This window comes from Micromonospora sp. NPDC002717 (genome assembly GCF_040295705.1).
Classification (GTDB): Bacteria; Actinomycetota; Actinomycetes; order Mycobacteriales; family Micromonosporaceae; genus Micromonospora.
The window spans coordinates 130,954-149,855 of the sequence record NZ_JBEOVW010000009.1 but is presented as its reverse complement, the minus strand read 5'-3'; the positions used below and the strand labels follow the sequence as shown (position 1 = coordinate 149,855).

The window sequence follows — 18,902 nt, the reverse complement described above, 5'->3', positions numbered from 1 at the left end:
GCGGTAGCGTCGCGGCCGTGACCTCACCGACCCGGCTGATCCCCGTGCCCGCCCTCTCCGACGTCGCCGAGTACGCGTACGCGGCCACGGTCGAGCCGCCGGCCCGGCTCGTCTTCACCGCCGGCGCCTGCCCGCTCGACGCCGAGGGGCGGACCGTGGCGCCCGGCGACCCCGTCGGGCAGGCCCGGCAGGTGATGGCCAACCTGGAGACCGCCCTCGCGGCGGCCGGCGCCCGGCTCACCGACGTCGTCAGGACCACCGTCTACGTGGCGTCGTCCCGCCAGGCCGACCTGGTGGCCGTGTGGGAGGTGGTCCGGGACGCGTTCGGCGACCACGAGCCGCCCAGCACCCTGCTCGGGGTGGCCGTGCTCGGCTACACCGACCAGCTCGTCGAGGTCGAGGCCGTCGCCGCCGTACGCGGAGCGGCCTGAGGTGCGGGTCCGGACCGCCCGCCCCGACGACGCGTCGGCCGTCGTGGCGCTGCGCGCGCTCGTGCATCCCTACCTGGTGCGCGGCGTCGACTCGACCCGGCGCATGATCGCCCAGCCTCCGCCCGGCGAGGACTGGACCGCGTACGTCGTCGAGGTGGACGACACGGTGGTCGGCTGGGTGTCGGCGTACCGCAACGACCGGACGTCGGAACCGGACGTCGGGGAGGTTTCGACGCTGCACGTCCACCCCGGGCACCGGGGCCGGGGCGCCGGCACCGCCTTGCTGACCGCCGCACTGGGGCACCTCCGGGCCGTCGGGGCGCGCCGGGTGCGTACCTGGTCGCTGCCGGAGTCCCTGCCGTTCGCCCGCCGGCACGGGTTCACGCCGAGCCGGGAGCTGCGTTACTCGGCACTCGACCTGCGACCGGCCCCACCTATGCCGGAGCCGCCGCCGGGCGTACGGCTGCTCCCGCTGACCGACGTCGACCCGCGCCGGGTGCACCTGGCCAACCTGGCGGCGGCGGCCGACGAGCCGGGGGACGTGCCGGCCGACTCGATCAGCTACGAGAGCTGGCGCTCCGAGGTCTGGGACAACCTGGGCCTGGACCGCGCGGCCAGCACGGCGGCCGAGGCCGGCGGCGAGGTGGTGGCGTTCAGCCTCGTCAAGCGGGACGGCGACCGGATGTGGTCGGACTACACCGGCACGCTGCCGGCGCACCGGGGGCGCGGGCTCGCCCGCCTGGCCAAGACGGCGGCGCTGCACCGCGCCGCCGCCACCGGGGTACGCGTCGCCTACACCTCGAACGACGAGGCGAACGCGCCGATGCTGGCGGTCAACGTCCGGCTCGGCTACCGCCCGGTCGGATCGAGCTGGTCCTGCCTGCGCGAGCTGCCCTGACGGCCCCGCCGGTGGATCAGCCCGCCGTGATGGGCTGGCCGAGCGCGCGGCGGGCCAGCAGGGTCGCCCCGGCGACGGCGGCCGGCATGACCAGCACCGCGCCGAGCGGGATCAGGAAGCAGACGAAGACCGCCACCCCGAAGCCGAGCGTGGTCGGCCGGTCCGCCTTGAGGATCGACCGGCGCTCCGGCAGCCGCATCCCGCGCCGGTAGAAGGGGGCGCCGACCAGTTCCACGGCGAGCAGCCAGCCGCCGACCGCCGCACCGATCACCGGCACCACGGTCTGGCCGACCACCGGGACGAACCCGGCGGCGAAGAGCGGGATGCCGAACAGCACCGACAGGCCCACCAGCCGTACCGAGTCGGCGAGGCTGCGCCGCAGCGACGGCCAGAACGGCACGTCGACCGCGCCGGGCGTGCCGCCGAGGCGCTCCTCGACCCGTTCGGAGATCTTCTCGTAGAACGGGTCGCCGATGACCAGGGTGACCGCGGTGAAGCTGACCACCGCGAGCAGGCCGCCGATGCCGAGGAAGGCCAGCCCGGCGACCACCCGGACCAGGTTGCGCCAGGTGGCCGACCAGTCGTCGGCGAACGGCGTGACCAGCGCGGCCAGGTCGTCGACGAAGTACGCCAGGGTGGCGAACGCGGCCACGAAGAGCACACCGGAGATCAGCGCCGGCACGATGCCGAGCAGCATCAGCCCCGGGCTGCGGACGTAGAGGCCGAGGCCGCGCAGGAGCAGGCCCACGCCGGTGAAGAACCGGCCGGCGGCGCTGGTCACGGGCGCGGCGATGCGGGGTGCGTTCACGACCGCAGAGCCTAGTGGTCGCCGTCGGCCGACGCCCCGACAGCGGCCGTACGGCATCGGGGCAGGATGGACGGGTGCGGGCGGCCCGGTTGATCTCGTTGGTGTTGCTGCTCCAGGCGCGGGAGACGATGACCGCGGCCGAGCTGGCGCGGGAGTTGGAGGTGTCCGAGCGGACCGTCTACCGGGACGTGCTGGCGCTCTCCGCCGCCGGGGTGCCGGTCTACTCCGACCGGGGGCGGGCCGGCGGCTACCGGCTGCTCGGCGGCTACCGGACCCGGCTGACCGGGCTGACCCGGGACGAGGCGGAGGCGCTCTTCCTGGCCGGACTGCGCGGGCCGGCCGGCGACATGGGGCTCGCCGACGCGGTGGCCTCGGCCGAGTTGAAGGTGCTGGCCGCGCTGCCGCCCGCGCTGCGCGACGCGCCGGCCCGCACCGGGCAGCGGTTCCACCTGGACGTGCCGGGCTGGTTCCGGGAGGTGGGGCCGCCGCCGTGGCTGACCGAGCTGGCCGGGGCGGTCTGGCGGGACCGGGTGGTCGAGCTGCGCTACCGGCGCGGGGACCGCGAGGTCACCCGGGAGGTGTCCCCGTACGGCCTGGTGCTCAAGAGCGGCGTCTGGTACCTGGTGGGCCGGGTCGGCGACGACGTGCGCACGTACCGGGTGGACCGGGTGACCGACGTCGCGGTGAGCGGGGAGACCTTCGCCCGGGACGAGGGCTTCGACCTGGCCCGGTACTGGCGGGAGCAGGCCGAGGCGTTCCTCCGGGGCATGCTGCGGGACCGGGTCACCGTCCGGCTGAGCCCCGCCGGCCTGCGCCAGCTCCGGCACCTGGCCGACGCCCCCTTCGCGTACGACGAGGCGGTCGCCGCCGCCGACGGTCCCGACGGGCAGGGCTGGGTGACGACCCGGCTGCCCGTCGAGTCCGTCGACGTGGCGTACAGCCAGTTGCTGGGGTTGGGGCCGGAGGTCGAGGTACTCGACCCGCCGGGGCTGCGGGCGCGACTGGCCGAGGCCACGTCCCGCGCCGCCACGCTCTACGCGACACGGCCCCAGCCCGGGACGGCGCGGACCGACGCCGACGGTCAGCGGTAGCCGGTGACGTCGGCCGGCTTGCCGACGTCCTGCACCTCGACTATGTACCGCCAGGCGTCCGGGCGACTGCCGTCGAGGTCGGTGAAGCCGTACACCTTGGCCAGCTCGCCGCTGGAGACGGACTTCCCGTTCCAGCGGGCCCGGTCGTCGTCGGCGGCCAGGGCGGCCACCGCGCGCCCGACGAACACCGGCGACTCCGAGATGGCGAAGTGCGGCTCCTTCTCCAGGGCGTCCCGCCAGTTCTCCTCGGTGACCCCGAAGAGCTCCAGCATCGCCTCCGACCGGAGCCAGCCCGGGGTCAGCGCGACGGCGGTACACCCGTGCGGCTTCAGCTCGTGCGCCCAACTCGCCGCGAGCCGGTTCACCGAGACCTTCGCGAGGTCGTAGAAGACCGAGAGCCGGTAGTTGGCGTCGTTGTACTCCCTGGTGCCGTCGCCGACCTCCACCACCAGGCCACCGGGGCGGCGGACCAGCAGCGGCAGGGCGAAGTGGCTGGTGATGATGTGCGTGTCGACCGCCAGCCGCAGGGTGCGGAAGCCCGCGTCCAGCGGCTGCTCCCAGACCGGCTTCTCCCAGGTGATCAGCGGGTCGCCGCCCCAGATGTCGTTCACCAGCACGTCGAGCCGGCCCTGCTCGGCGTCGATCCGGGCGACCAGGTCGCGCACCTGCTCGGGGACGAGGTGGTCGACCCGGACGGCGATGCCGGTGCCGCCGGCCGCCGTGACCAGCTCGGCGGTCTCCTCGATGGTCTCCGGCCGGTCCATCTCGGAGCGGCCGGCCCGGGTGCTGCGGCCGGTGGCGTAGACGGTGGCGCCGGCCGCGCCCAACTGGACGGCGATCTGCCGGCCGGCGCCCCGTGTCGCCCCGGCGACGAGCGCGATCTTCCCTGTCAGCGGTGTCGTCATGCCCGCCAGCCTGTCAGCGATACCTGACAGCGGAAGTCCGGTTTTCCGCACCCGGGCCGTGCGTCATGCTCGACGGCATGCACCTGCTGCTCTCCGGCATCGTCGGCTCGGTCGCGTACGGGCTGGCCGGTCCTGGCTCCGACGTCGACCGGATCGGCGTCTTCGCCGCGCCCACCGTCGCGTTCCACGGCCTGCGCCCGCCCCGCGAGTCGGTGGTGACCACCGACCCCGACACGACCCTGCACGAGGCCGCGAAATGGTGCCGGCTCGCGTTGAGCGGCAACCCGACCGCCACCGAGCTGGCCTGGCTGCCGGACGACTGCTACGAGACCCGGACGGAGTTCGGCGACCGGTTGATCGCCATCCGGTCGGCGTTCCTCAGCGCACCCCGCGTCCGCGACGCCTACCTCGGCTACGCCGGCCAGCAGTTCCGCAAGCTGGAGTCCCGGGGCGACGGCACGTTCTCGGCCGACACGCGGCGGCGGACCGCCAAGCACGCCCGGCACCTGGCCCGGCTGGTGCACCAGGGCCGGCTGCTCTACACGACCGGCGTGCTGGAGATCCGGCTCGCCGACCCCGGGTGGTTCCGGGCATTCGGCGATCGGGTGGCCGACGGCGAACTGGAGGAGGCGCGCACGCTGCTCGCCGAGGCGGAACGCGACTTCGACCGTGCCCGCTCCCCGCTGCCGGACCGCCCGGACGAGGCCACCGTGGAACGCTGGCTGCTCGACGTCCGCGCCGCCCACCTGCCGCCCGGGCTGACCGCGCCCTGACCCGCGCCCTGAAAGGTCGGCGGGCGGCGGATCGACGACCTGGATGCGCCGCCGGGCCTGCCCCCGTTCGTGGGGCAGCTCGACAGGGCGCGCGGCAGGACGGGTCTGCGTAGCTGGCCGACCACCGCGCCCCGCGCTGAGCCCCACCGGAAAACCCCGCCGCACGGAGGATCTGGCCGGCCACCGGACCGGGCCGCAATACGGTTGGGCCGGCCGGAGCGCGCTGTTAGTCTGCTCGGGCGTCCTCGATCTTGGAAGGGAGGTGGGCACCGTGTCCATCACGACATCGCTGTGCTCCCACCCGGCCGCGAGGACGCCACGGTCCTGACCCGGGAGCACGTCGCACCCGGAAGGATCCCCATGACCGACCTGGTCATCCGCCCGCTCACCGTGGGCGAGGAAGAACTGTTCGACTCGCTGCCCGACCCCGGGCTGGTGGGCCGCGCCGCGTTCGGCGAGAACTACTCCGACATGGCCGCCGACGGCCAGTACCGTCCCGAGTGGAGCTGGGTGGCCCTGCGCGGCGACGTGGTGGTGGCCCGCGCCGCCTGGTGGGGCGGGCCGGACGACGTCGCGCCGCTGGCCCTCGACTGGTTCGACTTCACCGACCGGGAGGCGGCGGTCCGGCTGCTCCGGACCGCGCCGCTGCGGGCCGAGTACTCGCTCTCGGTGCCGCCCGGCTGGCGGGACGACCCGGCAGTCCGCGCCCAGGCCGGGGCCCGGATCGACGCCGCGACGGCAGCCGGCATGTCGGTGCTCGTCGAGCGGTACCGCTACCGCTGGAGGCCGGAGTGCGGGCTGCCCGCCCGCCCCGGCCGGCTGGAGTTCCGACCGGAGCCGGACGACGCCGTGATCCTCGACGTGCTGCGCCGGGTGGGCGAGGAGAGCCTCGACGCGCACACCCGGCACACCACCGCCGAGCACGGGCCGGACGCGGCGGCGCAGGAGGAACTCGACCTGTTGCGCTGGCTGCCGAGCCCGCGCGACTGGTGGCGGCTGGCCTGGACGCCCGACGGCGAACTGGTCGGCGTCACCGTGCCGGCCCGCAACCACAGCGACCCCATCGTCGGCTTCGTCGGCGTGGTGCCCGAGCAGCGCGGGCACGGGTACGCGTACCTGCTGGTCGAGGCCACCCACCTGCTCGTGGAGGAGGGGGTGGACCGGATCGTGGCGGCCACCGACCAGACGAACCACCCGATGGCCGCCACCTTCGCCAGGGCGGGCTATCCGATCGAGCGGGAACGGATCGACCTGGTGTGACGGCTCGGCTCCCGGCGTCGGTGTCCGGCGCCGGGAGCCACCGGGTCAGTCGGTCAGCCGTACGCGGACGCGGCGGTTGGCGCGGCCCTTGCTCTCCACCTTGACCACCTGCACCTTGCCGATCTGGGCGGTGGAGGCGACGTGCGTGCCGCCGTCGGCCTGGACGTCCAGCCCGACGATGTCGACGATCCGGACCTCCTGCTCGTCCGGCGGGATCAGGTTGGACTGGGTCCGGATGATGTCCGGCAGGGCGAGCGCCTCGGCCCGGGGCAGCACCCGCACGGCGACCGCCCGGTCGGCGGCCACCTCGGCGTTGACCAGCTCCTCGATGCGGCTCTTGAAGTCGGGCGGCACCTCGGGCAGGTTGAAGTCCATCCGGGCCTCGCCCGGCTCCATGTTGCCGCCGGTGACGAGCGCGCCGAAGTCGCGGAACACCACTCCGCAGAGCACGTGCAGCCCGGAGTGGGTCCGCATCAGCCGGGTGCGCCGCTCGTCCTCGACAGCACCGGTCACCGCGGTGCCGGCCGGTGGCAGCGGGTCGCCCTCGGCCGGGATCAGCCAGAGGTCGTCGCCCTTGCGGGTGCCGACGATCCGGGTCTGCACCCCCTGCCAGAGCAGTACGCCGTGGTCCGGCGGTTGTCCGCCACCGCCCGGGTAGAACGCCGACCGGTCCAGCACGATGCCCTGCTCCGGGTCGGCGTGCAACACGGTGCACTCCCACTCCCGCAGCGTCGGGTCGGCGAGGTCCAGCCGGTGCGTACGACCGTGGTGTGTGACGCCCATGTCAGGGCACACTACTCGTTGAGGAAGGCGGATATCCGGCTGCGCAGGTCGGCGCGTTCGGTCCAGAGGACGCCGGGCCGGTCGTACACGTGCAGGGTGGCCCGGGGCAGCGCGGCCGCGAGCTGCTCGGCGACCTCGGCCGGGTGCAGGTCGTCGCCGGCGCAGCCGATCACCAGGGCGGGCGCGGTGACCGCGGCCAGCGACCCGGCGTCGCGCAGCGGCGCCTGCTCGGGCAGGCTGGCGAGCCCGGGGGCGAGCCCGTCGCGGAGGAGTTGGTCGAGCCGCTGGCGCAGGTAGGCCCAGCCGGCCGGGGTGTTGCGCACCGCTGGCGGCAGCTCCGCCTGGACCACGTCGGCGACGGCGGAGGCGTCCCCGCTCTCCACGGCGTCGAACAGCTCGGTCAGCCGTGATCGGGCGACCTCGCCGCGCGGCCGGTCCAGCACCGCCGGCAGGAAGAAGACCAGCCGCTCGAAGCGTTCGGGGCTCTCGGCGAGCAGCCGGCAGAGCGCACCCGCGCCGAGGCTGGCGCCGAAGGCCCGGGTGGCGCCGCCCAGGTCGGCGACCGCGCGCAGGTCGCGGGCCAGGTCCAGGTAGCTCCACGGGCCGGGCGGCGCGTCGGAGCGGCCGTGCCCGCGGAACTGGAAGAAGAGCTTGCGGCCGGTCACCCCGCTGCCGAACGGCCGGGTGGTGGCGATGCCGTTGCCCAGCCCGTGGGCGAACACGGTGGTCGGGTCACCCGCCCCGGTGACGAGTTGCTCCAGCCGTACGCCGTGCGGCGTGGCGACCAGCTCGGTCTCCGGCTCGGGCAGGGCCGGCCTGCCGGTGCGCGGGGCACCGGGACCGGGCCCCCAGGTGCGGGGCCCGCCGTCCGGCGGGGGCGGCCAGCGGAAACCTCTCACCAGGACCCTCTGCCGTCGCTCAGGTCGCGCAGGCCGACCCGGACGTCGAGCAGGTAGATGAGGCCCGCCGCGATGCCGATCAGGCCGAAGAGGCTGATCGGCCCGAAGCCGAGCAGGGTCAGCACCAGGCAGACGGCCAGGATGGCGACCCAGCCGCCCTTGGGCAGGGTGCCGATGGCGGCGAAGGCGTCGGAGCGCTGGGTGATGGCGTGCACCAGGGCGACGCCCTGCACGATCAACGCGAACACGAGCAGGATCAGCTCGATCACGTAGCGGACTTCGAAGGCGAAGAGCGGCGCGGCGTGGGCCATGACGGCAAGCTTATGCCGGCGACCCCGGAAACGTCCGACAGGACGCCTCCGGGGTCGCCGGCGCAGCGGGACTACTCGGCGGCCGGGCGGGTCCGCTTGGTGGCCCGGGGCAGCTTCGCCGACGGCGTGGCGGCCGGCTTGGCGGCGGTCTTGGTGGCCCGGGGCGCCCGGGTCGCCTTCTTGGCGGCGGTCTTGGCGGCGGCCGGCTTGGCCTCCACAACCTCGGCCACGTCGGCCGGCGTCGGCACCTCGACGGTGGTCGGGGCGGCCGGCGTCGGCACCTCGGCGGCGGTCGGGACGGCCGGCGTCGTCGCGGCGGTCCCGGCCGGCTCGAGCTCGGCCTCGGTGGCCTCGATGTCGGCGTTCACGGTCTCGGCGGCCTCCAGCACGCCGGCGCCGACGACCCGCTCACCCCGGGCGACCAGCGCGACGTACGCGGCCTGCGCCCGCTCCTGCGCGGCCTGGGCGCCGGCGACCACCACGGCGGCGTTGCGGGTCGCCACCTCGCGCAGCTTGTCCAGGTCCGCGACCTCGCGGAGCTTGTCGAGGTCCGCGACCTCGCGCAGCTTGTCGAGGTCGGCCGCCTCGCGGAGGCGCTTCAGGTCGAGGTCGGACGAGGCGGCCTTCTCGCGCAGGCCGCTGGCGGTCAGGTTCGCCGTGCGCAACGTGTCGTTGGCCTTCTGCCGCAGCTCGAAGCCGGTCACGACGGCCTTGCCGCCCAGGTCGGCGACGACCTCGGTCACCACGGCGGGAAGCTTGCGGAGCTGCTGGAGGGCCAGCTCGCCCGCGCCGGCGGCGGCGTAGATCGGGGCCGGGATGCGGTGGGTCTTCGGCTGGGTCATCACTTCTCCTCTTCGGCCGCGTCGGCGGCCTTCCGGACCGCCCTGCGGGCGGCCTTCTTCGCGGGGGTGTCGGTCGGAGCGGGGGCGGGGCCGGCCTCGGTGACGGCGACCGACTCGAGGACGGCCTCGGTCGGGGTGCCCTCCGGCGTGGTGGGTCCGGTGGCGGCGAGGTTGGCCAGGTCCGGCGCCTCGGCCGCCCCGGGCGCGCCCGGGGCGGCACCGTCCGGCGTGGCGCCGGCGGCCGCAGCGGTCGCCTCGGCGAGCCGCGCGTTCTCCCGCCGGAACGTCTCGTAGATCTGGGTGAGCGACTGCTTCTGCGCCATCGTCAGGTCGGGGTCGACCGCGATGGCCGCGAGCACACCCTGGCCCTCCTTGTCGTCGAGCAGCCCGGCGCGCAGGTACATCGCCGGGGTGGAGACCCGCAGCGCGCTGGCGAGCTGCTGGAGCACCTCCGCGCTCGGCTTGCGCAGGCCGCGCTCGATCTGACTGAGGTACGGGTTGCTGACCCCCGCCTGCTCGGCGAGCTGTCGGAGCGAGATCTTCGCGTTGCGGCGCAGGTCGCGAATGAACCCGCCGACGTCGGGAAGGTCTTTACCAGTGGCCATACCCCGACGGTAGCCCGCCCTGCTAGCTCCTGCAAGCAAAGTGCTAACCGGAGTTAGCGAGGTCTCACGTATGCAAGTTGCGTGCCCGATCGTCACCTGCGTACCTTCCTGCGATGACCAAGATCGAGGTGAACGGCGCGGTGCTCGCGTACGACGACACCGGCAGCGGCTCCCCCGTCGTCCTGCTGCACGCGGGGATCGCGGACCGCCGGATGTGGCGGGGACAGATCGGCCCGCTGGCCGAGCGGCACCGGGTGATCGCCCTGGACCTGCGCGGCTACGGCGACTCGGAGCTGCCACCCGCCCCGTTCGCCCACCACGACGACGTGGCGGGGCTGCTCGACGCGCTCGACCTCCCCCGGGCCGCCCTGGTCGGCTGCTCGTTCGGCGGCGCGGTCGCCATCGACACCGCGCTGGCCCACCCCGACCGGGTGACCGCGCTCGCCCTGCTCGGCAGCGCCGTCTCCGGACACGAGTGGTCCGAGGAGGCGAACGGCCTCTGGGACACCCTGGTGGGCGAGGTCGACCCTGAGGACTTCGCCGCCAGCGCCGCCGGTGAGGTGCGGTTCTGGGTGGTCGGCCCCGGACGCCGCCCCGAGGACGTCGACCAGGAGCTGGTCGCGTTCGCCGTCGAGATGGACCAGCGGGCGCTCGCCGCCGAGCAGGCCCTCAGCGCGGTGGACGTCGCCGAGCTCGACCCGCCCGCGATCGGGCGCCTCGGCGAGCTGCGGGTGCCGGTCCTGGTCACCGCCGGCGCCGCGGACGTGCCGGACATCAACCGGCTCGCCGACCGGATCGCGGCCGAGGCGCCGGGCGCGACCCGCCTGCCCGACGTGCCGGACGCAGCCCACCTGCTGCCGCTGGAGCGTCCCGCCCCGGTCAACGCCGCCCTGCTCGATTTCCTGCCCTGACGCCCGACCCGGCCCGGCGCCCGGCGCCGGGCCGTCGGCGCGCTGACCGTCGTGGCATCGCCGGGCTGGGCGTCGCGGCGCCGCCGAGCAGGGGTCGCGGCGTGGCGGGGCAGGTCGCCGCAGCGGCGGCGGCTACCAGACGGGGCGTACGGCGCCGACCGGGAGGCCGCCGCCGAAGAGGGGCACCTCGGCGTACTCGGCCAGCACCGGGGCGTCCAGGCCGAGGCGGCGCAGGGCGGAGACCAGCACCGGCATCCGCGCCCGGCCCGCACCGTCGTCGATCTTGAGGGCGACCGCGCCGGTCCCGGGCACCGCGACGGCGATGACGCCCTCGGCGCCCACCTTGGCGAGCAGCCCGGGGACGCCGAGCATCAGTCGGGTGTCGTCGGCCTGCGTGCCGCCGACGATCTCCGGATGGGCGCGCATCGCGTCGGCCACCGTCCGGGGCACGGAGCCGGGCTCCGCCGAGACCAGCCGGAGGTACGCCCCGGCCAGGCCGGTCAGCGACACCGCGAGCACGGGAGCGCCGCAGCCGTCCACCCCGACCGCCGCCGCCCGCTCACCGGTGAACTCCTCGACCGCGTCGCGGAGCCGCTGCTGCAACGGGTGCTCCGGGCGCCAGTACCCGTCGAGCGGCCAGCCGGCCGCCAGGCAGGTCAGCAGCATCCCGCTGTGCTTGCCGGAGCAGTTCATCTGCGTACGGGTGGGACCGCCGCCGGCGCGCAGCACGGCGGCCCGCGCGTCCTCGCCCACCGGCAGCTCCGGCGGGCAGTGCAGGGCCGACTCGTCCAGCCCCGCGCCGGCCAGCAGCGCGCCGACCCGGGCCAGGTGGAAGTCCTCCCCGGCGTGGCTGGCCGCGACCATCGCCACGTCCGCCGGGTCGGTCAGCGACAGCCCGGCGCGGAGCATCCCGACCGCCTGCATCGGCTTGTTGGACGAGCGAGGGAAGACCGGGGAGGTCACGTCCCCGGCACCGGCCACCGACGCGCCGTCGGCGTCGAGCACCACCACCGAACCCCGGTGCACGCCCTCGACGAACCCGGACCGGACCACCTCGGCGAGCGGCACGCCGCCCTCGTACGTCTTTCCCACGGTGTGGACGGTACCGACCGCCCGGCCACCCCCGGCGGGCGGGTGACCAGGCAGTCGGCGTCCGGGCGTACAGGAGTGCCGGCGGAGCCGCCGCTTACCGCCCGGCGGCCGGTACGCCGAGCAGCCCACGCGCCTCGGCGGTGGTCAGCGGCGGCCGCTGGGCGAGTTGGGCGAAGCCGACCGCCCGGGCGACGAGCTGCATGTTGGACTCCACCGGGCGGCCCTTGGCGTAGGTGACCGTGTCCTCCATGCCGACGCGCAGGTGCCCGCCGGCCGAGAGCGACGCCAGCATGACCGGAATGGTGCTGCGGCCGATGCCGGTGGCCGAGAAGGTCGTGCCCTCGGGCAGGTCGCGCAGCGCCTGGTGGGCGGCGACCAGCGCCGAGGTGGTGCCCGGCATGCCGCCCGGCACGCCCATCACGAAGTCGACGTGCACGTGCCCGCCGGCCGGCAGGCCGTACTTGCCGAGCAGGCGCTGCAGGGCCGTCAGGTGACCGAGGTCGAAGATCTCGTACTCCGGCACGATGCCGCGCTCCTGCATCCGGGTGTGCAGGTCGACGATGAACTTCCAACGGTTGAGGAAGACGTCGTCGCCGAAGTTGAGCGTGCCCATCGTGCAGGAGGCCATGTCGGGCCCGGCGTCGAGCACGGCGAGCCGGTCGGCCTCCGGGTCGGTCACCGCGCCGCCGGAGGAGAGCTGCACGATCAGGTCGGTGCTCTCCCGCAGCGCCGCCACGGTCTCCCGCAGCCGCCCCTGGTCCAGGGTCGGCTTCGCCTCGTCGTCGCGGATGTGGACGTGGATCACGGCGGCGCCGAGCGCCTCGCACTCCTTCGCGGTGAGCAGCAGCTCGTCGAGCGTCACCGGCAGCGCCGGCACCTCCGCCTTGGCCGACTCCGCGCCGGTGGGGGCAACCGTGATCAACGTCCCTGTCGTCATGCCCGGATCCTAGACCGAGGTCAGGGAGCCAGTCGACCGGAACTTTTCCGGCCTCAGCGCCGCAAAGGAGAGATTCTTTCGCCGTCGGAGCGCTAGGCCGGATCGATCGCGGCGGCGGTCTCGCCGACGAGCAGGCGGGCGTCGTCGGCGACGTTGCGCTTGACCACGGCCAGGGCGACCTGGCCCAGCTCGTGGTGGTGCACGGCGGTGCCGACGAAGCCGACCGCCCGGCCGTCGAGGGTCACCGGCGTCCCGGCGACCGGCGGCTGGTCGGTGGTGACCCCGTCCAGGTGCAGCAGGACGAGCCGACGCGGCGGCCGGCCCATGTTGTGCACCCGGGCCACGGTCTCCTGGCCCCGGTAGCAGCCCTTGTCGAGGTGCACGGCGGGGGCGACCAGGTCCACCTCGGCCGGGATCGTGCGGTGGTCGGTGTCCACCCCGACCCGGGCCCGCCGGGCGGCCACCCGCACCGCCTCGTACGCCCACAGCCCGGCCACCGGCACCCCGTTGCCGCGCAGCTCGGTGACCACCTGTTCCATCGCGGCCCGGGGCACGAGCAGGTCCACGCCCAACGGGCCGCGTCGCGCCCACCCGCCGACCGGGAGCGGCCTGACGTCGTACAGCGCGGTCGGCCGGGGCGGCACCTCGCCGGCGCGGAACTTCGGGCCGGGCACCGCGACCACGTCGGGTACGGCCAGCCCGGTCACGCCGAGCGTCCCGGCCGCGGCGGGGGCCTCCGGCCCGACCAGCGAGAGCAGCGCGTGCTCGGCGGTCGCGTCGCGCGGCTCGACCCGGCTGAAGAACCGCATCTTCTCCAGGTAGGACAGCAGGCCGGTGGTGGCGCCCGGCTCGGTGTCGAGCCAGGTGGTCACGCCGTCCTCGGCCACCATGGCGTGCTGCTCGACGTGCCCGTGCGGCGAGAGCACCAGCAGCTCGGTGCCCTGACCGGCGGCGAGCTGCGCCAGGTGCTGGGTGGTGAGGGTGTGCAGCCAGCCGATCCGCTCCTCGCCCGGCACCGCGACGACGCCCCGGTGCGAGCGGTCGACCAGACCGACCGCGGTCTCGAGGCTGCGCTGCTCGCGCATCGGGTCGCCGTAGTGCGCGGCCACCCCCCGGACGCCGGCCGCCACGTGCGCCGGCTCGGGCTGGTCCCGGCTGGCCTCGTCGATGCTCTCGACGCTCACCGCGCCCGCGATGTCGATCATTTCCGGTCCCCGTTCTCGCAGCGGTCGCAGACGCCGAAGAGGGAGACGTGGCCGATGTCCACCCGGAACCCGCGCTGCTGCGCCAACCGGTCGGCCAGCGGGCGCAGCAGCTCCGGATCGATCTCGTCGATCGCGCCGCACTCCCGGCAGACAAGGTGGACGTGCTGGTCCTCGCCGGCCGCGTGGTAGGTCGGCGAGCCGTGCGAGAGGTGGGTGTGGGTGACCAGGCCGAGCCGTTCCAGCAGCTCCAGCGTGCGGTAGATGGTGGTGATGTTGACCCCCGCGGCCACCTCCCGGACGGCCGTGTGCACCTGCTCCGGGGTGGCGTGCCCCAGGTCGAGCACGGCCTGGAGGACCAGTTGCCGCTGCGCCGTCAGCCGCAGCCCACGGGCGCGGAGCATTTCCGCGAGGGAGGATTCGGACACCGTCCGATCATAGTTCGCCCGACCGCCCCGGCCGCCGGGTCGAACGGCCCGTCGAGTTCCCGTGCCACCGGTGACGGCGTCGGGCGGGCGACGGCCTCCCCGCACCGGGCGGCAGCGGGTGCGCAGGCCCGCCGCTACGCTCGGCGGTCATGGTGGCGTCGAGGATCGCCGTGCCGGGGCGCGGGCTGGTGCCGCCCGGGGAGCCGGTGCTGCGCGGCGACGACCGGGGGGTGCTGCACGGCGACGGGCTCTTCGAAACCATGCACCTGCGGGGCGGGCGGCCGTGGCTGCGCGACGCCCACCTGGCCCGACTGGCCCGGGCGGCGACGGCCGTCGAGCTCCCCCTGCCCCCCACCGACGTGCTGGTCGGCCTGCTGGAGACCGTGAGCGCCGGCTGGCCGGCCGAGGTCGAGGGCGCGCTGCGGCTGGTCTGCACCCGAGGCCCGGAGGGCGGCGGCCCGCCGAGCGTCCACGCCACGCTGGGCGAGGTGCCGGCGGCGACCCGGGCGGCCCGCCGGGACGGGATCACCGTCGCCACCCTGCCGCTCGGCGTCGCGGCGCGGGCCCGCGCCGCACTCGACTGGCTGCCCGCCGGGGTCAAGTCGACGTCGTACGCGGTGAGCACCGCCGCCCGCCGCTGGGCGGCCCGCAGCGGGGTGGACGACGCGCTCTGGGTCTCCACCGACGGGTACGCCCTGGAGGGCCCGACCGCCAACCTGGTCTGGCTGGCCGGCGACACCCTCCGCACCGTGCCCGCCGCCGAGACGGGCGTGCTGCCGGGCGTGACCGCCGCCTGGCTCCTCGCCCACGCCCACGAACTGGGCCTGCGCGCCGACGAGCGCCTCGTCACCCCGGCCGAGTTGCACTCCGCCGACGGCGTCTGGCTCACCTCGTCCGTCCGTGGCCTGGCGGAGGTCCGCACCCTGGACGCCGTCCCGCTGCGCCGCTCCCCGCACACGCCGGCCCTCCGGGCCCTGCTGGGCTTCCCCCTCCCCTGACCGGGGAGGGGGCGGGTCGGGCGGGTCAGCCGGCCACGCGGGTGAGGCGGGCGGAGAGGTGCGGCGAGAGGCCGTGACCGACGGCGGCCATCTCCTGGGCGTAGAGCAGCGCGCCCTCGACGATGCCGAAGAGGCGGTGACCGGCGGTGACCTCCTTGGCGGTCGCCGTCCGGACCACCGCGTCGGTCACGAACTCGAGCTGGGTGCCCTTGCGCTTGCCGATGTGCAGCTCCATGACCCCGGTCGGCGTGGTCATCAGCGCTTCCAGCTCGTCGGTGACCCGCTCGCCGTCCATCACCGGCCGCCACCAGCCGACCTCACGGCCCGCCGGGCGGACCGGCCGGCTCTGCTCGTCCAGGATCCAGGCGCGCGACTCGTAGAACAGGAACGGCCGGCCGTCGTGGCTGATCCGGATCTCCTGGGCGTAGTCGAAGTCCTCGATCGTGGGGAAGCCGCCCCGGCCACGGCCGCGCCACACCCCGACGTACGGCAGCAGGCCGTCCAGCGACGGGTGCAGCTTCGGGCCGACCCGCAGGTCGTGGCTCTCCTCGTAGGGGTACGGGTCGACCGGCGGCGCGTTCAGCCACGGCGGCGGCTGCAGGGGGTTCTCGTCGCTCACCGGTTCACTCCGCCTCTCCTCGTTCGCGGCTGCGGGGCTCGCAGGACCGGCTCACTCCTCGCGCTCACCGTGTCACCTTCGTTCGCGGCTGCGGGGCTCGCAGGACCGGCTCACTCCTCGCGCTCACCAACGTCCTCTCGATATGCGTACGGCAAGGTAGACCAGGCCACCGGCGAGCGCGCCCAGGCCGGCGACCAGCAGGCTGACGAACCCGATCTCGGTAACCATCGCGACCATCCTATGCTGGGCCCCATGGCCCGCACTCTCGTCGTCAAGGCCACCGCCGGCGCGGATGCCCCCGAGCGGTGCGCCCAGGCCTTCACCGTCGCCGCCACCGCGGCCGCCGCCGGGGTGCACGTGTCGCTCTGGTTGACCGGGGAGTCGACCTGGTTCGCGCTGCCCGGCCGGGCGCAGGAGTTCGAGCTGCCACACTCGGCCCCGCTGGCCGAGCTGCTGCACGTGATCCTCACGACCGGCACGGTGACCGCCTGCACCCAGTGCGCCGCCCGTCGGGACATCGGCCCGGACGACGTGCTGCCGGGCGTCCGCATCGCCGGCGCGGCGGTCTTCGTCGAGGAGGCGATGGCCGAGGGGGCGCAGGCGCTGGTCTACTGACCCTCGCCCCTCGATACCGTCCCGACACTTCGGGCGAATGCCTACGATTCGGAATGTGACCGAGGCGACGGAGCGGTTCTTCGAATCGCTGCCGGCGCGCGCCCCGCAGGTGCTGCGCAGTCCGGTCAGCGGGACGATGCAGATCGACCTCGCCCGGGGCAACCAGACGGCGCACTGGCTGGTCCGGCTTCAGCCGGGCGCGATCGACGTCAGCCGCAACCGGGGGCCGGCCGACGCGATCTGGTACACGAGCGAGGAATTGTTCGACCGGCTCGTCACCGGCCGGGCCCAGGCGATCTCGAGCGTGCTGCGCAACGAGAGCAGCTTCAGCGGCGACGTCGTGCTCTTCCTGGCGTTCCGCCGGTTCTTCCCCGACCCGCCCGGCACCCGGGATCCCCGCCAGGTCGCCCGCGAGCAGGCCGGACGGCTGCGGTGAGGGAGTCGGTCAGCATCCTGGACGGCAACACCTTCCTGGTCAGCGACCGGCACGGCGACATCGAGCAGTCCCTCGACTTCCCGACGGGGCTCTTCTCCTTCGACACCCGGTTCCTCTCCACCTGGGTGCTGACCCTCGACGGCGAGCGGCTGCACGCGCTCAGCGTCGACGACGCGGAGTCCTTCCGCACCCGCTTCTTCCTCGTCCCCGGCGAGCCGACCCACTACCTGGACGCAAAGGTGTCGGTGATCCGGCGCCGGTCCATCGGCGCCAGCTTCGAGGAGGAACTGACGCTGCTCAACCACGCCGGGAAGGAGACGGAGTTCACCGTCCGGTTGGACATGGGCGCCGACTTCGCGGACCTGTTCGAGATCAAGCACGTCCGGCAGAAGCACGGTCACAGCACCGCCACCGTCGGCGACGGCGAGCTGCGCCTCACCTACCGCCGGGAGAACTTCCACCGCGAGACGGTGATCAGCTCCAGCGCGCCCGCGCACGTCGAGGTGTCCGGTATGACCTTCCGGATCCGCCTCGGCCCGCACGGCGAGTGGCGCACCCGGCTGAAGGTGGCCACCGTCATCTACGGGGCGCGCGGCGAGGACATCCGGGCCAACCTGCCGCTGTACGGCGGCAGTCGCACCTCGGCCGCGATCCGGGCCGAGCACGACGAGCTGATCGCCCGGGCGCCGAAGCTCGGCTGCGACTGCCAGCCGCTGGCCGGGGCGTACCGGCAGAGCGTGGCCGACCTGGCGGCGCTGCGCTACGAGTCGATCACCCTCGGCGTGCGGCTGATGGCCGCCGGGCTCCCGTGGTTCATGACCCTGTTCGGTCGGGACAGCATCATCACCTCGCTCCAGGTGGTGCCCTTCCTGCCGGAGCTGATCCCGGCGACGATCTTGATGCTGGCCGGCCTCCAGGGTCACCGGATCGACGACTTCCGGGACGAGGAGCCGGGCAAGGTCCTGCACGAGCTGCGCTACGGCGAGACGGCGGGTTTCGAGGAGCAGCCCCACTCGCCGTACTACGGGTCGGCGGACTCCACGCCGCTGTTCGTCATCCTGCTCGACGAGTACGAGCGGTGGACCGGTGACGCCGGGCTGGTGCGGCAGCTGGAGGCCCAGACCCGCGCCGCGCTCGCCTGGATCGACACGTATGGCGACCTGCTCGGGACCGGATACCTGTGGTACCAGACGCGCAACCCGCAGACGGGGCTGCAGAACCAGTGCTGGAAGGACTCCTGGGACTCGATCTCCTACCACGACGGCCGGCTGCCCGGCTTCCCCCGCGCCACCTGCGAACTCCAGGGGTACGCGTACGACGCGAAGATCCGCGGCGCGCGGCTGGCCCGGACGTTCTGGGGCGACCCCGCGTACGCCGACCGGCTGGAGCGGGAGGCGGCCGAGCTGAAGATGCGGTTCAACCGGGACTTCTGGATCCCGGAGCGGGAGTTCTACGCGCTCGCCCTCGACGCCGACGGCCGGCACGTGGACGCGCTCAGCTCCAACATGGGGCACCTGCTGTGGAGCGGCATCGTGGACGAGTCGCGGGCCGGCCGGGTCGCCGAGCACCTGCTGGGCCCGCGGCTCTTCTCCGGCTGGGGCGTCCGGACCCTCGCCGACGACCAGGGGCGGTACAACCCCGTCGGCTACCACGTGGGGACGGTGTGGCCGTTCGACAACTCGATCATCGCCTGGGGCCTGTGGCGGTACGGGTTCCGCCGGGAGGCCAGCCAGATCTGCGAGGCGATGCTTGCCGCGTCCCGGTTCTTCGGGGGGCGGCTGCCGGAGGCCTTCGCCGGCTACGAGCGGAGCCTCACCGAGTACCCGGTGGAGTACCCGACCGCGTGCAGCCCGCAGGCCTGGTCGGCGGGTACCCCGCTGCTGCTGCTACGGGTGATGCTGGGGCTGGAGCCGCAGGGCGAGCACCTGATCATCGATCCCGCCGTGCCCGAGGGGATGGGCCGGGTCGAGCTGCTCGACATCCCCGGCCGCTGGGGGCACGTCGACGCGCTCGGGCGCAGCCGCTCCCCGCACGACCACGCCCCCGGCCACTGACCGC

General features: G+C 74.5%; 23 protein-coding genes. 10 read left to right on the top strand and 13 right to left on the bottom strand.

Features of this window, described 5'->3' with window-relative positions:
• The first annotated feature begins 17 nt into the window (after positions 1-17).
• On the top strand, positions 18-431 hold the full coding sequence (locus ABT006_RS16015) for a RidA family protein (protein WP_350706975.1): 414 nt from the start codon (positions 18-20) through the stop codon (positions 429-431).
• A 1-nt stretch (position 432) separates the two neighbouring features.
• Positions 433-1,329, top strand: coding sequence for a GNAT family N-acetyltransferase (locus ABT006_RS16010; RefSeq protein ID WP_350706973.1), 897 nt, complete (start codon positions 433-435; stop codon positions 1,327-1,329).
• A 16-nt stretch (positions 1,330-1,345) separates the two neighbouring features.
• Here the strand turns inward: ABT006_RS16010 and ABT006_RS16005 are convergent, their stop codons facing one another.
• The gene (locus ABT006_RS16005; RefSeq protein WP_350706971.1) at positions 1,346-2,137 is read right to left on the bottom strand and encodes an EI24 domain-containing protein; all 792 of its coding nucleotides are present in this window, start codon (positions 2,135-2,137) and stop codon (positions 1,346-1,348) included.
• A 74-nt stretch (positions 2,138-2,211) separates the two neighbouring features.
• Between ABT006_RS16005 and ABT006_RS16000 the strand changes: the two genes are divergently transcribed.
• Positions 2,212-3,228 (top strand): helix-turn-helix transcriptional regulator, encoded by a 1,017-nt coding sequence (locus ABT006_RS16000; protein WP_350706969.1) that lies wholly within the window; start codon positions 2,212-2,214, stop codon positions 3,226-3,228.
• Here ABT006_RS16000 and ABT006_RS15995 read toward each other — a convergent pair.
• Complete coding sequence (locus ABT006_RS15995) at positions 3,219-4,133, bottom strand: SDR family oxidoreductase (RefSeq protein WP_350706967.1); 915 nt, start codon at positions 4,131-4,133, stop codon at positions 3,219-3,221. The two genes, ABT006_RS16000 and ABT006_RS15995, sit on opposite strands and share 10 nt — an antisense overlap.
• A 77-nt stretch (positions 4,134-4,210) precedes the next feature.
• Here ABT006_RS15995 and ABT006_RS15990 point away from each other — a divergent pair, with 77 nt between their 5' ends.
• Both ABT006_RS15990 and ABT006_RS15985 read left to right on the top strand, forming a co-directional pair.
• Complete coding sequence (locus ABT006_RS15990) at positions 4,211-4,906, top strand: nucleotidyltransferase domain-containing protein (RefSeq protein ID WP_350707183.1); 696 nt, start codon at positions 4,211-4,213, stop codon at positions 4,904-4,906.
• Between the two features lie 360 nt (positions 4,907-5,266).
• A complete protein-coding gene (locus ABT006_RS15985) occupies positions 5,267-6,166 on the top strand; it encodes a GNAT family N-acetyltransferase (protein WP_350706965.1) in 900 nt (299 codons plus the stop codon).
• 45 nt (positions 6,167-6,211) lie between these two features.
• On the opposite strand, the gene ABT006_RS15980 is transcribed toward ABT006_RS15985, so the two are convergent.
• The 5 genes from ABT006_RS15980 to ABT006_RS15960 form a co-directional block, all read right to left on the bottom strand.
• Positions 6,212-6,949, bottom strand: coding sequence for an alanyl-tRNA editing protein (locus ABT006_RS15980; RefSeq protein WP_350706963.1), 738 nt, complete (start codon positions 6,947-6,949; stop codon positions 6,212-6,214).
• 11 nt (positions 6,950-6,960) lie between these two features.
• On the bottom strand, positions 6,961-7,848 hold the full coding sequence (locus tag ABT006_RS15975) for an alpha/beta fold hydrolase (protein ID WP_350706961.1): 888 nt from the start codon (positions 7,846-7,848) through the stop codon (positions 6,961-6,963).
• A complete protein-coding gene (locus tag ABT006_RS15970) occupies positions 7,845-8,159 on the bottom strand; it encodes a DUF2516 family protein (RefSeq protein WP_350706959.1) in 315 nt (104 codons plus the stop codon). The genes ABT006_RS15975 and ABT006_RS15970 overlap by 4 nt, the downstream gene beginning before the upstream one ends.
• Before the next feature lie 71 nt (positions 8,160-8,230).
• Positions 8,231-9,004 carry a hypothetical protein gene (locus ABT006_RS15965; protein ID WP_350706957.1) on the bottom strand — a complete coding sequence of 258 codons (774 nt, stop codon included), beginning with the start codon at positions 9,002-9,004 and terminating at the stop codon, positions 8,231-8,233.
• Positions 9,001-9,606 carry a helix-turn-helix domain-containing protein gene (locus ABT006_RS15960; RefSeq protein WP_350706955.1) on the bottom strand — a complete coding sequence of 202 codons (606 nt, stop codon included), beginning with the start codon at positions 9,604-9,606 and terminating at the stop codon, positions 9,001-9,003. Before ABT006_RS15960 ends, ABT006_RS15965 begins: the two co-directional genes overlap by 4 nt.
• 113 nt (positions 9,607-9,719) lie before the next feature.
• Here ABT006_RS15960 and ABT006_RS15955 point away from each other — a divergent pair, with 113 nt between their 5' ends.
• Complete coding sequence (locus ABT006_RS15955; RefSeq protein WP_350706953.1) at positions 9,720-10,517, top strand: alpha/beta fold hydrolase; 798 nt, start codon at positions 9,720-9,722, stop codon at positions 10,515-10,517.
• 132 nt (positions 10,518-10,649) lie between these two features.
• Here the strand turns inward: ABT006_RS15955 and ABT006_RS15950 are convergent, their stop codons facing one another.
• The 4 genes from ABT006_RS15950 to ABT006_RS15935 all read right to left on the bottom strand — a co-directional run bounded on the left by ABT006_RS15950 (position 10,650) and on the right by ABT006_RS15935 (position 14,176).
• On the bottom strand, positions 10,650-11,609 hold the full coding sequence (locus ABT006_RS15950; RefSeq protein WP_350706951.1) for an asparaginase: 960 nt from the start codon (positions 11,607-11,609) through the stop codon (positions 10,650-10,652).
• 94 nt (positions 11,610-11,703) lie between these two features.
• On the bottom strand, positions 11,704-12,546 hold the full coding sequence (locus ABT006_RS15945; protein ID WP_350706950.1) for a beta-keto acid cleavage family enzyme: 843 nt from the start codon (positions 12,544-12,546) through the stop codon (positions 11,704-11,706).
• A 92-nt stretch (positions 12,547-12,638) separates the two neighbouring features.
• Positions 12,639-13,751 (bottom strand): CAF17-like 4Fe-4S cluster assembly/insertion protein YgfZ, encoded by a 1,113-nt coding sequence (gene ygfZ / locus ABT006_RS15940; protein ID WP_350706948.1) that lies wholly within the window; start codon positions 13,749-13,751, stop codon positions 12,639-12,641.
• On the bottom strand, positions 13,748-14,176 hold the full coding sequence (locus tag ABT006_RS15935; protein WP_350706946.1) for a Fur family transcriptional regulator: 429 nt from the start codon (positions 14,174-14,176) through the stop codon (positions 13,748-13,750). Before ABT006_RS15935 ends, ygfZ begins: the two co-directional genes overlap by 4 nt.
• Positions 14,177-14,325: 149 nt before the next feature.
• Between ABT006_RS15935 and ABT006_RS15930 the strand changes: the two genes are divergently transcribed.
• The gene (locus tag ABT006_RS15930) at positions 14,326-15,174 is read left to right on the top strand and encodes an aminotransferase class IV (protein WP_350706944.1); all 849 of its coding nucleotides are present in this window, start codon (positions 14,326-14,328) and stop codon (positions 15,172-15,174) included.
• 25 nt (positions 15,175-15,199) lie between these two features.
• Here the strand turns inward: ABT006_RS15930 and ABT006_RS15925 are convergent, their stop codons facing one another.
• Together ABT006_RS15925 and mtfM are read right to left on the bottom strand one after the other, a co-directional pair.
• Positions 15,200-15,793 carry a heme-binding beta-barrel domain-containing protein gene (locus ABT006_RS15925; protein WP_350706942.1) on the bottom strand — a complete coding sequence of 198 codons (594 nt, stop codon included), beginning with the start codon at positions 15,791-15,793 and terminating at the stop codon, positions 15,200-15,202.
• Positions 15,794-15,916: 123 nt separating this feature from the next.
• A complete protein-coding gene (gene mtfM / locus ABT006_RS15920) occupies positions 15,917-16,021 on the bottom strand; it encodes a small membrane protein MtfM (protein WP_267897534.1) in 105 nt (34 codons plus the stop codon).
• Positions 16,022-16,033: 12 nt separating this feature from the next.
• On the opposite strand from mtfM, the gene ABT006_RS15915 reads away from it, so the two are divergent.
• From ABT006_RS15915 to ABT006_RS15905, 3 genes are read left to right on the top strand one after another with little or no spacing between them, the layout of a single operon-like run.
• Positions 16,034-16,408, top strand: coding sequence for a DsrE family protein (locus ABT006_RS15915; RefSeq protein ID WP_350706940.1), 375 nt, complete (start codon positions 16,034-16,036; stop codon positions 16,406-16,408).
• Positions 16,409-16,463: 55 nt separating this feature from the next.
• A complete protein-coding gene (locus tag ABT006_RS15910; RefSeq protein ID WP_350706938.1) occupies positions 16,464-16,844 on the top strand; it encodes an SCP2 sterol-binding domain-containing protein in 381 nt (126 codons plus the stop codon).
• Positions 16,841-18,898 (top strand): amylo-alpha-1,6-glucosidase, encoded by a 2,058-nt coding sequence (locus ABT006_RS15905; protein WP_350706936.1) that lies wholly within the window; start codon positions 16,841-16,843, stop codon positions 18,896-18,898. The genes ABT006_RS15910 and ABT006_RS15905 overlap by 4 nt, the downstream gene beginning before the upstream one ends.
• Positions 18,899-18,902: the final 4 nt, after the last annotated feature.

Coding starts and splice junctions, on each gene's coding strand:
- ABT006_RS15995 (WP_350706967.1), bottom strand. CDS start 4,133: ATGACGACACCGCTGACAGGGAAGATCGCGCTCGTCGCCGGGGCGACA.
- ABT006_RS15990 (WP_350707183.1), top strand. CDS start 4,211: ATGCACCTGCTGCTCTCCGGCATCGTCGGCTCGGTCGCGTACGGGCTG.
- ABT006_RS15985 (WP_350706965.1), top strand. CDS start 5,267: ATGACCGACCTGGTCATCCGCCCGCTCACCGTGGGCGAGGAAGAACTG.
- ABT006_RS15980 (WP_350706963.1), bottom strand. CDS start 6,949: ATGGGCGTCACACACCACGGTCGTACGCACCGGCTGGACCTCGCCGAC.
- ABT006_RS15970 (WP_350706959.1), bottom strand. CDS start 8,159: ATGGCCCACGCCGCGCCGCTCTTCGCCTTCGAAGTCCGCTACGTGATC.
- ABT006_RS15960 (WP_350706955.1), bottom strand. CDS start 9,606: ATGGCCACTGGTAAAGACCTTCCCGACGTCGGCGGGTTCATTCGCGAC.
- ABT006_RS15955 (WP_350706953.1), top strand. CDS start 9,720: ATGACCAAGATCGAGGTGAACGGCGCGGTGCTCGCGTACGACGACACC.
- ABT006_RS15945 (WP_350706950.1), bottom strand. CDS start 12,546: ATGACGACAGGGACGTTGATCACGGTTGCCCCCACCGGCGCGGAGTCG.
- ygfZ (WP_350706948.1), bottom strand. CDS start 13,751: ATGATCGACATCGCGGGCGCGGTGAGCGTCGAGAGCATCGACGAGGCC.
- ABT006_RS15930 (WP_350706944.1), top strand. CDS start 14,326: ATGGTGGCGTCGAGGATCGCCGTGCCGGGGCGCGGGCTGGTGCCGCCC.
- mtfM (WP_267897534.1), bottom strand. CDS start 16,021: ATGGTTACCGAGATCGGGTTCGTCAGCCTGCTGGTCGCCGGCCTGGGC.
- ABT006_RS15915 (WP_350706940.1), top strand. CDS start 16,034: ATGCTGGGCCCCATGGCCCGCACTCTCGTCGTCAAGGCCACCGCCGGC.